21 protein-coding genes and 1 pseudogene are annotated in these 14,102 nt (G+C 60.7%); 11 read left to right on the top strand and 11 right to left on the bottom strand.

What is annotated here, in order from left to right:
- Positions 1-31 precede the first annotated feature (31 nt).
- A complete protein-coding gene (locus ACPPVR_RS35785) occupies positions 32-256 on the bottom strand; it encodes a hypothetical protein (protein ID WP_426611206.1) in 225 nt (74 codons plus the stop codon).
- A gap of 518 nt (positions 257-774) precedes the next feature.
- Positions 775-939, bottom strand: a complete 165-nt coding sequence (locus ACPPVR_RS35780; protein WP_426611205.1) for a hypothetical protein — start codon at positions 937-939, stop codon at positions 775-777.
- Positions 940-1,808: 869 nt separating this feature from the next.
- On the opposite strand from ACPPVR_RS35780, the gene ACPPVR_RS35775 reads away from it, so the two are divergent.
- The 5 genes from ACPPVR_RS35775 (at position 1,809) to ACPPVR_RS35755 (ending at position 4,717) form a co-directional block, all read left to right on the top strand.
- Positions 1,809-2,075: a hypothetical protein gene (locus ACPPVR_RS35775; protein ID WP_426611204.1), complete on the top strand. Its 267-nt coding sequence runs from the start codon at positions 1,809-1,811 to the stop codon at positions 2,073-2,075.
- Positions 2,076-3,283: 1,208 nt separating this feature from the next.
- Positions 3,284-3,613 carry a hypothetical protein gene (locus tag ACPPVR_RS35770; protein WP_426611203.1) on the top strand — a complete coding sequence of 110 codons (330 nt, stop codon included), beginning with the start codon at positions 3,284-3,286 and terminating at the stop codon, positions 3,611-3,613.
- 98 nt (positions 3,614-3,711) lie between these two features.
- Positions 3,712-4,017, top strand: coding sequence for a hypothetical protein (locus ACPPVR_RS35765; protein ID WP_426611202.1), 306 nt, complete (start codon positions 3,712-3,714; stop codon positions 4,015-4,017).
- Entirely contained in the window at positions 4,017-4,280 is a 264-nt protein-coding gene (locus ACPPVR_RS35760) for a hypothetical protein (RefSeq protein WP_426611201.1), read from the top strand. Before ACPPVR_RS35765 ends, ACPPVR_RS35760 begins: the two co-directional genes overlap by 1 nt.
- Positions 4,281-4,282: 2 nt before the next feature.
- On the top strand, positions 4,283-4,717 hold the full coding sequence (locus ACPPVR_RS35755) for a hypothetical protein (RefSeq protein WP_426611200.1): 435 nt from the start codon (positions 4,283-4,285) through the stop codon (positions 4,715-4,717).
- Between the two features lie 96 nt (positions 4,718-4,813).
- Here ACPPVR_RS35755 and ACPPVR_RS35750 read toward each other — a convergent pair whose 3' ends face one another.
- Positions 4,814-5,065, bottom strand: coding sequence for a hypothetical protein (locus ACPPVR_RS35750; protein ID WP_426611199.1), 252 nt, complete (start codon positions 5,063-5,065; stop codon positions 4,814-4,816).
- Here ACPPVR_RS35750 and ACPPVR_RS35745 point away from each other — a divergent pair.
- The gene (locus tag ACPPVR_RS35745) at positions 5,064-5,321 is read left to right on the top strand and encodes a helix-turn-helix domain-containing protein (protein WP_426611198.1); all 258 of its coding nucleotides are present in this window, start codon (positions 5,064-5,066) and stop codon (positions 5,319-5,321) included. The two genes, ACPPVR_RS35750 and ACPPVR_RS35745, sit on opposite strands and share 2 nt — an antisense overlap.
- 2 nt (positions 5,322-5,323) lie before the next feature.
- A complete protein-coding gene (locus ACPPVR_RS35740; protein ID WP_426611197.1) occupies positions 5,324-5,545 on the top strand; it encodes a hypothetical protein in 222 nt (73 codons plus the stop codon).
- On the opposite strand, the gene ACPPVR_RS35735 is transcribed toward ACPPVR_RS35740, so the two are convergent.
- Positions 5,526-5,738, bottom strand: a complete 213-nt coding sequence (locus ACPPVR_RS35735) for a hypothetical protein (protein ID WP_426611196.1) — start codon at positions 5,736-5,738, stop codon at positions 5,526-5,528. The genes ACPPVR_RS35740 and ACPPVR_RS35735 overlap by 20 nt on opposite strands.
- A 52-nt stretch (positions 5,739-5,790) precedes the next feature.
- On the opposite strand from ACPPVR_RS35735, the gene ACPPVR_RS35730 reads away from it, so the two are divergent.
- The 4 genes and pseudogenes from ACPPVR_RS35730 to ACPPVR_RS35715 all read left to right on the top strand — a co-directional run bounded on the left by ACPPVR_RS35730 (position 5,791) and on the right by ACPPVR_RS35715 (position 7,373).
- The gene (locus tag ACPPVR_RS35730) at positions 5,791-6,153 is read left to right on the top strand and encodes a response regulator (protein ID WP_426616251.1); all 363 of its coding nucleotides are present in this window, start codon (positions 5,791-5,793) and stop codon (positions 6,151-6,153) included.
- Positions 6,154-6,253: 100 nt separating this feature from the next.
- Complete coding sequence (locus tag ACPPVR_RS35725) at positions 6,254-6,496, top strand: hypothetical protein (protein WP_426611195.1); 243 nt, start codon at positions 6,254-6,256, stop codon at positions 6,494-6,496.
- A 263-nt stretch (positions 6,497-6,759) separates the two neighbouring features.
- Positions 6,760-6,960: a hypothetical protein gene (locus tag ACPPVR_RS35720; protein ID WP_426611194.1), complete on the top strand. Its 201-nt coding sequence runs from the start codon at positions 6,760-6,762 to the stop codon at positions 6,958-6,960.
- Between the two features lie 15 nt (positions 6,961-6,975).
- Positions 6,976-7,373: pseudogene (locus ACPPVR_RS35715) on the top strand (hypothetical protein).
- Positions 7,374-7,510: 137 nt separating this feature from the next.
- On the opposite strand, the gene ACPPVR_RS35710 reads toward ACPPVR_RS35715, so the two are convergent.
- The 7 genes from ACPPVR_RS35710 to ACPPVR_RS35680 form a co-directional block, all read right to left on the bottom strand.
- Entirely contained in the window at positions 7,511-8,638 is a 1,128-nt protein-coding gene (locus tag ACPPVR_RS35710; RefSeq protein ID WP_426611193.1) for a YihY/virulence factor BrkB family protein, read from the bottom strand.
- Between the two features lie 349 nt (positions 8,639-8,987).
- Positions 8,988-9,548: an MOSC domain-containing protein gene (locus ACPPVR_RS35705; protein ID WP_426611192.1), complete on the bottom strand. Its 561-nt coding sequence runs from the start codon at positions 9,546-9,548 to the stop codon at positions 8,988-8,990.
- A 167-nt stretch (positions 9,549-9,715) separates the two neighbouring features.
- A complete protein-coding gene (locus ACPPVR_RS35700; protein WP_426611191.1) occupies positions 9,716-11,038 on the bottom strand; it encodes a PQQ-dependent sugar dehydrogenase in 1,323 nt (440 codons plus the stop codon).
- Positions 11,035-11,472 (bottom strand): DUF2231 domain-containing protein, encoded by a 438-nt coding sequence (locus tag ACPPVR_RS35695; protein WP_426611190.1) that lies wholly within the window; start codon positions 11,470-11,472, stop codon positions 11,035-11,037. Before ACPPVR_RS35695 ends, ACPPVR_RS35700 begins: the two co-directional genes overlap by 4 nt.
- A gap of 182 nt (positions 11,473-11,654) precedes the next feature.
- Positions 11,655-12,521, bottom strand: a complete 867-nt coding sequence (locus ACPPVR_RS35690; RefSeq protein ID WP_426611189.1) for a hypothetical protein — start codon at positions 12,519-12,521, stop codon at positions 11,655-11,657.
- Between the two features lie 711 nt (positions 12,522-13,232).
- Entirely contained in the window at positions 13,233-13,433 is a 201-nt protein-coding gene (locus ACPPVR_RS35685) for a hypothetical protein (RefSeq protein WP_426611188.1), read from the bottom strand.
- Between the two features lie 294 nt (positions 13,434-13,727).
- Entirely contained in the window at positions 13,728-14,072 is a 345-nt protein-coding gene (locus ACPPVR_RS35680) for a response regulator (protein ID WP_426611187.1), read from the bottom strand.
- Positions 14,073-14,102 lie beyond the last annotated feature (30 nt).

Here is a 14,102-nt window from a genome sequence, read left to right as displayed (position 1 = left end):
GCAAATTTGGTTCTGAAGGCGGGCCGCCGTCTCACCCGAGCATTGCGAACCAGTTCAGGATCTTCCAGAAAACCCACGCTAGCGCGCTCATCCATCCAAGCATTGCCACTACGCACGCAATGGCCCAAATGGTGCGGGCGGGCCAGCGGCGCATTCTCGGCCGCTGGGCGATGCTTGCTGCCTCCGCGTGACTCAACTTTCCCTCGCGCCTTTCATTGGTCTTAGTGGCCTTGGAAAGTTCGTTGATCACGCTCATAACGCCGGCATTCTACCGTCCTCGGGCTGCACGGATTAATGGACGGCTGATCTAGATGTTCCTGAGGCCAATGACCGCTGGCGAGAGCCGTGGTGTAGCAACGCTACGTGGGAAAGCTGTTCTACGGAATTCTTCGGCGGCTCGGGCAGGCTTGCCTCTTTCTGCGCTGTTTCCTCGATTAGCAACACCAGAGCGCGGCGCGTGCCCTGGTTCCTTATTTTCTGAAATGCTTTGATCAAGCGAAGCATCTCGAGATCTTCGACACCCATGGACATTGAACGATCCGCGTGCTGCCGTATTGCTTCGGTTTGAGAAACAAAGCCGACGAGCGGAGTATGATCGCTCGCCGGCTCCGTTGGGGTAATCCCGGACTGGGGTGTCGGGGGCAATGTCCGGTAACGCCAACCTACTCAGACCGCCGAGGCGCGCAACTGAACTCCGGAATTAAGCTTGAGCGGTAGGGTAAATGCGCACGCGTTCGGACCCGCGCGCGACGCTCGCAGGCCGGGCCTTTATCGCTATGTAGAAATACACCAAAGCGCGGCAAAGCCAGACGCGACGATAAATAGAACGTCGATGCTGCCTACCAGCGCGAGAACCTCAGGATCGGACGCTGCGATGTAGGTCAAACAAATCAAGCCGAGTCCGACAATGGCAAAGAAACAGAACAGCTTGAACTTCATGCACTAAACGTCCGATATTCCAAGGCAGTCACCGCCCAGCTTTCTTATCTCGCCAAACCCAACTCTCTCCCGCACGAGTCTGGCGCCGAGACTGCCGGACGGTATGTGGTCAGTTGTTTTTCTTCCCAGCGTTTCGTGGCTTTAAAACTCGAATGTTCGACGCGACCCGAGAAAGTTCAGCCTCAATCTCAGCCGTCGCGACCTCCAGCCTCAGCTTTCGCAATAGCTCCATCGCCATTTCAATTTCTGTGTCTGATAGCCGTTTAGAAGGGTTTAGGAAGGGAATCTTCATACTGCCGTCCGTCGGGAAAAACAGGCAACGACGGAGCGATCCCGAAGTTCCTGCCAGGGAGCGGATGTATTGGGAGCTCAAAACCTGCGGTCGCGTCGGGGTGCGCCGCGTCCCCATAAAAGAAGAAGGCCGCAGCGATTGAGTGTGCTGCGGCCCGCGCCATGGTCAAAAAAATCCGGGTGAAAAAGATCTAAGTGAAATATGAAGCCAGCCCCGGTAACGACCTCTTAACCGAGCATCATTCCCGACGCGACTCCTTTTTCGCCAGTTCCGAAAATGAAACCTGCGACGTCCTTAACCTGATTGGTGAGGAAAGGCACCGCCGGGGCTGGCTAGTTAGCGGGCCTTCCACCCAAGTACAGGGTGCTCACGCGCCCCGACTTTCCGAGATCGTCGAGTTATCACTCAGCGCACGATTCGACGCCAGCTGAAATTTCGCGGGCTTTAACCCCTCGTGGCCTGATTTGATTTGGGAACAACTTAACTTTTGTTATATCCACGATCCGATGCATTGGAGTGCCGTGGAAGATCAGCAACAGCCGCCAAAGCGCGACAATCATCCACCTGACTGCTCAAATTGCAGCAAGCCAACTCGCTTCATGACGTCGATCCTGGACGTCAAAAACAACAGGTCGGTGCCGATCTTTTTCTGCGACGCCTGCCGCAAGGAAGTCTGGGAGTAAGGGCGTTGCCGACATCGACTGAGTATCGGGAAAGCGCCGATCACTGCCGACGCCTTGCAGCCGAGACACACGACCAGCAAGAGCGCGAGACCCTCCTAAAGATGGCCACCCAATGGGACCATCTGGCCGACTACAAAGGCCGGATCGAGAAGCCAGACTAGGGTCGCCGCAGCGGGCGCCTCTTTCATTGATCGATCTTCAGCTTCCGCCGGCCTGTAACGCAAATAGGAACGTCCCGTTGGCGGCAGGCTTATGGCTTGCGGTGACTGTCTCGGTCCCACGAGACACAGCCTGTCCGGAGGCCCCAGCATCATCATGCCCCCCGGCTCGATGCTGGGGCCGAGGGACGGCCAGCGTCGGACATTCGTTGCAGCGACTCGATAGCTTTCCGGTAATCCTCGGCCACCTTGAGAAGACCCTCGCGCTCATGCTTGCGCCTGGTCTCTGCAAGCCCGTTCGAGCCTGCGGAATTCCTTTAATTCCCGGTTCAAACGATAGCTTCTCGGACTCGAGGGACGTGATAACCCACGAAAGGCGGGGCGACCTCAACGCGAACGTATCGAATTGCCGAAAGTTCCCGCAATATCAAATATCAATCTACCTTCACCCGTCGCGCCGATCATGCGGAACGTCGCGGCGCGGGCCGCAGGGATCTGTAGCGGCCTTATTTCCTGCAACGTTCTTATTCGTGCCCGGGTACTTGCCTGCTACCTACCTCAGTGGCCTAGTTTGAAAATCACGGTGGCCTAATTTCTTTTGACGTGTTTTTAGAGAGACTCTAAAATCGTTCTCGCTTCGTAACGTGCGGCGCTTTGGAGCGGAGAATGCGGGGGTTTCGGGCTTACATAATCGACGCAGACGGTCACATAGCGCTTCGAATCGACATTGAAGCGCTAGACGAAACGGCCGCAAGGGACAGGGCCAAACAGCTAGTAAACGGCCATGCTGTAGAGCTTTGGGAAGGCGCAACCAAGATTGCTCGGTTTGAGCCAATCCAGAGACACTAAGATGGAAGGGCGACCGAGCGCCGCCAGCTCGGGGAGTAAGGCCGCCTTGAGTAAAAACATGGGCTGGTCCGAAATCACGTTCTACGCAGTGCTGGCTGCTGGCGTCGTCACGGCGATAGTCGGCGCGGGGCCGTGATCACCGACAAGTAGGCCGGCCACCTCAACCGCCGAAAAAGAACCTGATTGCTAGTGTGATGTTCCAAGCCAAATAGCCCGCGAGGATGGCGAGAAGGACGTCTCGAATATGCGGTATCTCTCGCCAGCTCATGGTGTGTAGTCGCGCAGGGGACGCCAGATCATCCAAAAGGAAAAAAAGCCCCAGCTCAGTTGGGGTCAGAGCGAGCTGGGGCTAGCGAGCGCCCTTGGGTAAGGGCATCGGGAAAACGTGGCAATTCAGCCAACGTTCCTTGCGTTGCGCGCGTCGGGGGCTGTGGAAAAGTGAGGGTGTCGGAATCTCCGGATCCCACACCTCAAGGCAGCAGTACCTCACCCTTCGCGTCACGCCCCGCACGATCGGCGGCATCGTCGCCCTCGCGAAGGCCATTGCCGACCGCGCGGTCGCGAACGGCTTGATCCTGCCGAGCGAGGCGAACCTCACCTACATGCGCGCTCTCCGCGATTGTCGACTGGCGCGCGGCGGCATCGGACACATCAAGTGGTACGTGCCCTGTTCCGAAGTGTCCGGCGCCTAGACGTCACCGACATCGATCTCACGCCCGGCGGCCAGTGATGGCCTACCGGGCTCGGGGCCGTGAGGACGCCTTCCGTGGCGTCGGGCCTGGAGGTTACAATGGCTGCTTCGAAGTTAGTGCTTGAGGGCTCGGATATCGTTTTCCGGCTTCCCGTTGCGCGTCTGATCGAGCTCGTTAACGCGGGCGTCGGCGGAGAGTTCGAAGTCGTCGACGAGGATGCGTTCGTCGACGATGTCATCGAGATGCTGAACAACGAAATCGAGAGAATTCCCGGCGGCACGACGGAGATCGAGCAGATGTTCGCGCTCGAGGCCGAGCACGTCTACGACGACGGCGCGGACTCGGTCCGCGAGCTCGGCGTCATCGAGCCGCGTGGCGACGACATGCTGGCGCAGAGGAGCTGATGGCCAAGCTCTCGCCCCGCGGCGCCCGCATCAAAGCCGCATCAGAGGCGGCCTACGGCACGCGCGGCCTTTCGAGGCTCGCGGAGGTCGCCGGCGTCTCGAAGCAGTTGCTGTCGTTCATAGTCGCCGGCGACCGCGAAGTGACCGACGACGTGTACCGCAAGATTGTCTGGGCGTTATTCAAAGAGGCCACTCGCATGTACGAGTCGGCCGGAAAAATCGAAATGATCGCGAGCAAGATGCTGCGCGAACTGGAGGAGTAGAGATGGCTGGCACTCAATTCGAAGCGAAGCTGGACGAAGATGGAATCGTCGTTAGGATTCCGCTCGCGGCGATCATGGCCTTAATCGAGAAAGAGAACTTGGGCGCGCCCGACAAGATCGTCGTCGTCGATGCCAACCGCATGTTGGACGGCTTCTGCAACGAGATCATCGTCGGAACGCTTTTCAAGGAACAGATCCTGGCGCAGGTCGATGCCATGATCGAAATGGGCTACAAGTGCGTGTCCGTCAAGCGTGCCCAGCGCGATCGCGCGGGCAGACTGCAGTCGAAAAACGATGGCGCGTGCGTCCTGCAGTCACCTTCCGACTCCGGGCGGGTAAACCACCGATACCCTCATGAGCAAGACGGCCCCGGCATCACGCTGGGGCCTTCTTGTATCTGCGCTCGCGGATCTCGCGCCGAATCAGCTCTGCGTTGAGCAGCGCGGCGTCCTCCTTGATGGCCTTCGCGGCCCAGCCGGCGCTTCGCGGACAAGAGCGGCGGCCAGCGCGACCGATACGGTCGCTGGCCGAGCCTATGGACCGACATCACTCGCAACAACTTCGCTGCCACCAAGGCCGCCCACCCGGGCTCGGACGCCCTCTTCAGCATTTACGACTTCGACAGGCTGAAGGAACACGACCGCGCCAAGCGCGACCATGAGATCAAGAACGTCCGCGACGAGATACGCGTCCAGAAGGCCCGCTACGTCGGCTGGAAGCAGACCCACCGTTGGGACGCGGTCGCCAAGGAATGGGTAGAGCTCGAAATCGTTGAGATGGGGCATGGTTGAGCTCTCTCCGCGCGCCGCCCGCATCAAAGCCGCCACCGAGACGGCGTTCGGCCTGCGCGGCCTGACGCAACTTGCGGCGGCGGCCGGCGTATCGCAGCAGCTGCTGTCGTTCATCGTGCGCGGCGACCGGATCGTCAGCGATGACGTCTATCGCAAGGTGGCAGACGCGCTGCTCGACCGCCCGCATGCACAAGGCGGCGGACAAATTAGCGAGACGGCGGGCAGGATGTTCGCCGAGCTGAAGGAGTAGAGATGACATTCACCTCGCACCAGGCGTTCCGGATGTTGCGCGAGCGCGGCATCACCGAGATGAAGGTCAGTCTGCCGAAGCTAGAGGTCGTCGAACGCGGCGACGATCGGGCCGTCTATTTCTACAAGAACATGTCGTTCTCCGTCGACGGCGCCGGCAACGTCATCACGTTGCGGGAGGAGATCGAGATGCATCTCGCGAAGATCAAGCCGAAGAAGCGGTGATTTGGGTGGCCCGCCTCGCGCGCGAGACCTTCCGCGCCACCTTGGCCGCATCGTCGGCGGCGATCTGCTCGGCGGTCCGGCGCTGGACGCGATACGGCGCGGCAGGCTTTCCGAGAGCGGGGATGTAGAAGCGCGGGTACTTCTCGATCTCGGCGGACATGGTCGCGACCCAGCGGTCGCCGTAGTCGTGCATGATTGCCTCGGGCAGCTCGTTAGAGCAGTCACTTTTTAGATTGAGGACGCCAATGAACCGACACGTTTCAATATTTCTGGTCGAGGACGATGTCCTGATCAGGATGATTGTCTCGGATATGCTCGCAGAACTGGGCGACCGCGTGATTGCGGAGGCCGGCGCTATCGACGAAGCTCTGCCCAACGCTGCATCGGCCGACTTCGAACTCGCGATTCTCGATGTGAACGTCAACGGTGTGAAGGTTACGCCCGTCGCCCAGATGATCAAGGCGCGCAATTGCCCTATCATCTTCGCCACCGGATACGGCTTCGCCGGTTTGCCGGATGAATTTTACGATTATCCTGCGCTGCAAAAGCCGTTTCAAATCGATGCTCTCGCGAAGGCGATCGACGATGTCTCGAAGACGTCCGATTAGCTGCTCCTGGTCCAACGGGCTCACGGCCGCCAAAGCCGGTCCGCCGGGAACATTTGGCAATCCGCCGAATTTCCAAAAGATCGATCATGGAGAACACACGATGAAATACGCTTTGGCAATTGCCGCTGTTGTTACCCTCGCTACCCCTGCCTTCGCAGACGAAGTCGGAGTTCACGTCGGTCCCGTCGGCGCGGGCGTGACTACCGGCGAGTCTCACCGCGACTACGACCGTGACAGGACGACCACGGTGGTCAAAGAGCGTGAGCCGGCCGACCGCACGACGGTCATCAAGAAGGAGCACGACGAACCACGCGAAAAGACGATCATCAAAGAGCAGGACTAAACCGGGTCGTATGTCTTGTTGAGAGCCGTCTTTGGCAGATTTGCTAGGGCGGCTTTTTACGCAGCTGGAGCGAGCGGATCCGGGCATTTCGCGGCTGCGGAAGCCGCGCGCGCCCAACGATCATCCGTATGTTCGCGCACCATCCGGTCGGACTTGCGGCACACCCTTTCCGGCTTGGAAGGTCAGATTTGCTGACCCTCAAAACGATCCGCATTTCGGGAAAACTTGGCTACTCTAGAGCTTTTCCGCCTTGGGGGCGCCTCATGTTCGTTACGGCTACCACCGCGCTATTGCGCGCGGTCCTCGACGAAGTTTGCGAAGGCATTTCGTCACGCGAGACCGGTGCGCGTTCGCACGTGGCCGCGAGAATTCTCGAAGCTGCAAGCCGCGGGGAAGTCTCGCCGGAAGGCCTCAGGCAGGTCGGACGCCAGGCTTTGTCGCAGGCGCCGACCATGTGGCGTTGACAGGTCGAGGGTCGTGTGAACTTCCAAGTTACGGTGTTGAAGATACTTGTGAGTTATCGGCTGGCTTCGCGGTGATGGACGACATCAAACGCGACATGGCAATCCTGGCCACCAGCGGCCGGGAGTGGGCCGACCGCACCAGACGGCTGGCGGCGCGAGTGCCCGATCTCGATGTCTTTTCCCAAGGCCTGGTCGAGCGCCAAAGCGGAGGTTGGAGGATCACCGAGAAGGGACGGATCGTGCTCGAATTCATGGAGGCGCGTCAGGACGTCGAGCAGCCGGTCATGGTTGCTGACACAGACCAAGCCTCCGTGCCACCTTTGCCGCGCGCCGCCGAGCGGGCAAAGCGGCGACGCGAACGCCGCGAGCGTCGCCGCGAAGGACGCGAGCGAGCTCGGGCGAACGTCTCTTGAGTCTGTCACGACGCCGGTCGCTTGACCCGAGGCGAGAGGGGACTACCGCATCTCAGCGTCGAGGATTCGGCGCTCGTCAAATACGCGCGACGATCGTTCGGAATTGCTCGCGCGCCACAACGGCGGCCGGCTGTTCGTCAGGCGCGAGCGGCCCCGACAGTATCGGCCATCTTCGCCCCCCGGGCGCCCATCGGCTTCGGCGCGCCGGTCGTGGTGTCTCGGGCGGTTTGATGCTCCATCTCGGCATTCAGCTCAGCCCCCAGCAATATCGCAATGGCCGAGATCCAGAGCCAAGTCATGAAGCCTATCGCCGCGCCCAAGGATCCGTATGTCTCGTTGAACGTGCCGAAGTTGGCCGCATAGAATGAGAACAAAGCTGAGGCGACGAGCCACAGAAGCGTGGCGACGACGCTGCCCCATGTCAGCCATCTCCAGCGCGGGGCTTCGCGGCTGGGCCCGAACCGGTAGACGCAGGCGAGGCCGATTACGACCGCGAAGAACAGGACGGGCCATCTTGCCCACCGGATGGCGTGCTCGGCGATATCCGAGAGCCATACGTAGTTAAGGACGACCGGTACGGCTACGACGGCCCCGAGGGCAATCAGGACGAACGTGATGGCGGCCACGGTAAACGACAGTGAAATGACGTTGAGCCTTAGAAAGCCTCGCTTTTCCTGCTCGCCGTAGACGATATTTAGCGTGTCGAACAGAGACTTCATCGCGGCGTTCGCACTCCACAGGGAGATCAGCAGCCCGACCACGAATGTTAGTCCGAGCGTACGGTCGCCCTTCGTCGCCACTCGCGTGAGCTGCTCGCGCGCGATGTCGATGGCGCCGGCCGGAACGAACCCGGATATCTCGTCGAGGTGCTTCGCAATGCTGCCGGGGTCGGAAAAGAATCCGTAAATCGAGACGAGAGCCGCGAGAGCAGGGAAGATCGCCAGAATGCTGTAGTAGGTCATGCCGGCGGCCAGGGCCAAAATGCGGTGATCGCCGATGTTGCCGTAAACGCGCAACAGAATGTCTTTCCAACCTTTCGCCGGTATCTCGGCGGGTGATGAGGCGTGCCGACCTCGATCCCCGCCCTCCGTCGCAAGTCCGGCCGAGGATGCGTCGCGCTTTTCCTTGGTTGAGATCGGGGCGTTGCCATTCTGCAAAGGCGCGACGCGGTCGATCAGTACCGCTGTCGCCAGCAGACCGAGCGCTGCAGCGAGGCTCCATCCGCTATATCTCGATTCTGAGCGCGCTTTTTCCTGGTTTTCCATGCGAAGTTCAACGGCAAGTGCCGAGTCGGAGTTCCTCGCGGATAGCGGCTTCATCCCGCCGCGACGTTGACCCGGCGAAGAAGCCGAAAGCCGAGCATTTCATTTAGTCTAGTTGAGCCCGGCGGCTTCGCGCCGCATCGGTGAGTTCTTCTACGGCCTTGACGACATCGTCTGGATGATAAGGTTTCTGAAGCACAGACCGCCCAGGACCGGCCGTGGCGACACGGGCGAGAAACCGGTCCCTAGACTACGGGCAAGTGCGGGTAATGCTCTCGACAGCGCTCTGCCACCTGCCGTCCGTCAACGGGACCGGGAAGCTTTATGTCGGTGACGAGCGCGTCGGCGATCCTCACAGAGCCGGCAAGTCGCGGAAGGACGAGGGAAGCCGAACCCGAGCGCTGTCGCCCGTCGCGACCGCTCCTCCGACCCGTACCACGCCCAGCACGCCGCATTTGAATGGAGGGCTCGTTTCCGCCGACGAGAGCACTTGCCTTTTCAGGCCGGCTTGGAAGCGGTCGATGAGCACGCAGGGCGTCCGGAGGCCCGTCAGCTCTACGATTGCCGCCGGTCCAAGTTCGATAAGCGTCCCCAGGGGCATCCGCTCAAGCTCCAGGCAGGCAGTTGTGATGTTTTCTCCGAGCTCTCCCGGCCCGACCTTGAAGCCGGCATCCGCGAGGGACGCAAAGAGCTCGGAGGAAATCAGGTGAACCTGCCGCAGATTGGGGAGCCGCGGCTGGCGACGCGCGAGATAACGGTGCCGGACGAACGCACCGGCGTGGGCGTCTCCTTCGATACCATGACCTTCCACCAGCACGATGTGATCTTGCGTCGGCTTGCTGAAGCGGTGACGGCGATCGGAAGCGACGGCCACCACATTTCCCTCCAGAGAAAAATCGCGCGCCGACGGCATCAGGCCGCGCGGGCGGTCAGGCGCCGCTTCTGGCGCAGGTAGCGGGTGATCTCCGGAAGGGACATTGCGTTCAAGACCCGGTCGGGCGCCGCCCTTGCGCGCCATCGCGACACCCCAATGCATGTGGTCTTGCCACGCGGATCGCGCTGCATGGGAGACCCCGCTGGCTACTGCGCCGACTTCACCGAACTGATGCGCCACACCGCGTTCCCGGTATCGTCGGCGACAAGCAGTGCACCTGTGCGGTCGAGCCCGACGCCCACGGGCCGCCCCCGCACCGTTCCGTTGTCGTCGCCAAGAAATCCGGTAACGACCGGGACGGGTTTGCCTTCAGGGCGGCCGTTCACCAACGGCACAAAAATGACCTGATAGCCGTTGACCGGGCTACGGTCCCAGCTGCCGTGCTCACCGACAAAGACGCCGTTGCTGAATTTGGGGGAGAGCTTCTCGCCTTGGCTGAACGCAAGGCCAAGCGCTGCCACATGCGAACTCAGGCCGTAGTCGGGCTTGACCGCTTTGGCCACGAGGTCAGGCCTCTGCGGATGGACTCTTACATCAACGTGCTCGCCCCAGTAGCTGTAAGGCCAGCCATAGAAGGCGCCCTCCTGCACCATGGTAAGGTAGTCCGGGACCAGGTCGGGACCAATCTCGTCCCGCTCGTTCACGACTGCGAACAGCCGGCCTGTCTCCGGATCGATTGCGAGATTGGTTGGGTTACGCGTGCCCGAAGCATAAATGCGCTTGGCACCGGTCAGGCGATCGACTTCGTAGATTGCGGCCCGGCCTTCTTCGACATCGAGGCCGTTTTCGGTAATGTTGCTGTTGGATCCGACGCCGACATAAAGCTTGGATCCATCCGCGTTGGCGACCATCGATTTGGTCCAGTGATGGTCTATAGGTCCCGCCGGAAGGTCAGCAAGCTTGATACCCGGCTCCTTGATCTGAGTCTGCCCCAGCGAGTATTTGAACGCCATGATCGCGTCGGTGTTGGCGACGTAGAGGGTGCCGTCCACGTAAGTCACGCCGTAAGGCGAGTGAAGATGGTCGACGAGGATCGTTTGCTCCTCCGGCTTTCCGTCGCCGTCTGCATCGCGAAGCAGGGTGATGCGATTGCCGCCCTTGCCGGCAGTTCCAGCTCTTGCCTTCACTTTGCCTTGGATGAAGTCCTTGGGCCGGAAAGGTGTGGTGCCCGGACTGTTACCTTCGACGACCAGGATATCACCGTTCGGCAGAGGGTAGACGATGCGAGGGTGCAACAGGCCTGTTGCCATCGCCTGAATTTTCAATCCACCGGCCACGGTCGGCGTCTCCCCCGGTTTCCAGCCCACCTCTCTGGGAACGCTCATTGGCGGCAACAGATAGTTCTGAGGCTCAGGGAGATAAGGATCTGCCCCGTATTGGCGCATCGGATCACCGCCTTGATCGCCGCAGGCGGTCAGCGCGACCAAGGCGCAAAGGGCCGGCAAGGCTCTGAGCAATGCATGAGTCACGGTCTGTCTCCGGTCGAGCAGGTCCGAACAGCGGTCACCTTCCAACCACGGACGGCGGCCATAAGCAGCAGAATCGTAACAATCACGGAGAGCGAGATCCCCTGCGGCACGACCGAGGTCCAGGCATCGCGGCTATGGATGAAAACGTTCAGAAGAGACAGAAGGGCGGCCGCCGCGACGAGTAAGAAGGAGATCCAATTGATGCGGCCCGCACGGCCCGTCAGTAAATCGATGATCAGGGCCATCGTGGCGAAGAGAGCCAGAACCAGACCGGCAGCAATCAGCCACGATGACGAGTTGGCCCACTGCCAATTCGATGTGTCCCAGTACATGATGTCGGTGGCCAGCCCGGCGATCAGCAGAGTTGCCCCGGCGCCAATGAAGCTTGGGTGCAGCAGTGATCTCGGACGGGCCTCGGGCGACGGTCTTGCCATGTACCCTCCGAAAGGATCGATGGTTAGCGCCGAGCGACCTCTGGCCGCCCCTTGGAACAGGCGGCCGCCACGCGGCTGAAGACCGCGTGGCGGATGCCCGTTCAGCGCAGAAGCATGATCAGGATGATGAGCGGGATTGGAATTCCGACGAGCCATAAAAGGATGGGCATGGTTCTATCTCCTTAGTTTGTTGCCAGGGGTGATTGAGCAGTTGCGTAGCGTTTCTTTCCCCATGTCCCGTCCCGAAGTCCGCCGCCTTCCATGGCGGCGAGGGTCGCGGAAAATGCACCGATGAACAGCGACAGCGTCAACCAAATGGCCGTTTGCATCGCTGCCTTACGAGCGGCATCGAGGTCGGCCTTGGCTTGGGTCACGACGTCGTTCACGCGCTTCTCGGCATCGGCCTGGCTGAGACCAGTGCGCGCGGCAACCACTTTGGCGATGTAGGTCTTGTCGTTCGCGTTCACATCGCTTCCGGCACGGAAGTCGGTGGTCAGCAGACGCACCATCTCTGGCCGCGGATCGGATTGTCCTTGTGCCTGTGCGGACGGATCGTTGGGACGCAGCAGCGTGTCGACGTAACCCGCTATCGGCCCGGAGTTCGCTGCGCTTGCCGCGCCCTGGGTGGCGCCGCCGAGGGCGTTGCCGAGAAGCGTGCTGGCGGGCGAGGCCAACAACACCGCTCCGAGCAAGGACGCGACCGCCCAGGCCAGGAAGCCGTGGGCCGTGTCCCTAAACTGGACCTCGGTCGTGTGGACGCCGACCCACTTCGTCCGAAGACGGCCGGCGAGATAGCCCCCGATCGAGGACGACAACATCGCCATCACGATGAAATAGAGACCGGTGCCGATCTTGAACGTCGTTGCCGACACACCGGAATTGCCCCACGGCGACACCACCGCGAAGCCCATGCCTAGGCCGAAGGACAACAGGACGAGGGTTATAGCGAGCGAGGCCGCGGCGCCCGCCAATACCGCCGCCCAGGATACGCCGGCAACCGACGGTTCGACGAGCTCTTCCGTCGCCGTCTGTGCGAATCCTTCTGCCATATCGCTTCCCTCCTTGAGACATTGATGCCCAAGAAATGCGCAGCTCCGCGGTAAGTTCCTCGAATGAAACTCACAAGCTCGGTCGTTTGGTAAAGTGATGCCTCACAATCGGAGGCGTGAGCGAGAGATCGTGCGCCTGCGGCAACAAGCGGCGCGCGTTAGCGGCGCTACTGCCGGCGATAGCGCGTGATCTCCGGAAGCGCCGTCCCGTTCAAGACCCGGTCGGCAGAGACGCCACCCCCGCGCACCGCCCATTTTTTCGCCCAGTGCGGTGATAGAGTTCACCGACGGAATGCGAATGGGATTGATGCCCATCATGCAGCCGAGGTCCAGCGCTGAAGCGCTAGTGATACCGCACTGTGATCTCCAGGATCACAGGCTCTTCCTCATCGTTGTCCTGACACTCACACCTCATCGCCGCCCCGCATTGGCACCCATCGACCTCGTCCTGCCAGGGAAGTTCCGGGTGGCTTTCGCACACCCACCCTAAACCATGGCAGATTCGGCATTTCGGATTTATCATCGGTGGCTCGCCGACTGTTTCGCGACGCGAAGCACGCCATCGCGACGATCAAAAAAGAGCCGATCAGAACCGCAATATACGTGCCCATATATCGAAAACGGCGGGGGTCTGCGGACGTTCCTTAAAACGACGAAGGCCCCCCGAAGAGGGCCTTCCGGTGGGGTTACATCCGCCCTCACCGTCCGATTCTATGTTGGAGTTTTAAGGCCGGGTGACGACAACCAGTCATCAAGATGAGCTGCTGTGTCGGCTTGGCGACCTCGCCTGAGCATGGCGTCCTGGTTTAATCCTGCCGGCATCTGTCCGGCCGCCTTTCGGCAATCGGCGGCGAATTCCTCCAGACGCTTCCGAAGCGAGGTAACTTGCTTGAAACGACGCCGCTTCTGCATGGCGCTGCTCCTTTCCATATGGGGAAGGCGGGAGCGCTGCTCTCATCACCGATATTTGCCACGGACCGTGCGGTGATGCTTGAAAGGTACGCCTGCGGAGATCGGTTCGATACAACAAATGTTTGGAGGCGCGATAACGCTTTTCCTTAGCAAAGTACTCAATAATCTCAGTTGCGGCCAGCAGCCGCAATTGAACAAGGGGCGCTTTTTATCGTGGACTCCCGCCCACCAATGATCGCGGGGGTGCGCGATTGCTCGATGTGATGGGCCAAGCGTTTGCCCGCCCGACCCCCGTCAGTATCTGACCGCGTCGAGAAGCGCCCGGGGGACGAACGGTTTCTGCAGGAAGACCGTTCGCGGCGGCAGGCGACCGACGACGGTGCCAGACATCACGATGATGTTGAGCCGTGGATGCCGCTCCCGCGCATACCTCGCCAGATCCAAGCCAGTCATGTTGCCGGCCAGGTTTTGATCGGTGACCAACGCCTGCAATTCGGGTCCGGTCGAAGTCACGATGAGCTCCGCCGCTTCGGCCGTGGCGCACTCGACGACCTCGAAACCTTCGTCCCGAAGCAGGTCGGACATGATCTCCCGCTGCAGCGGGTCGTCTTCGACAAGCAGGGTAACGAAGTTGGACATTCGGGTCTCCTCGTGTATGCGGGTCAATCC

The sequence above is a fragment of the Bradyrhizobium sp. McL0616 genome (assembly GCF_049993385.1).
GTDB lineage: Bacteria > Pseudomonadota > Alphaproteobacteria > Rhizobiales > Xanthobacteraceae > Bradyrhizobium.
This window is presented reverse-complemented; position numbering and strand designations above follow the sequence as displayed.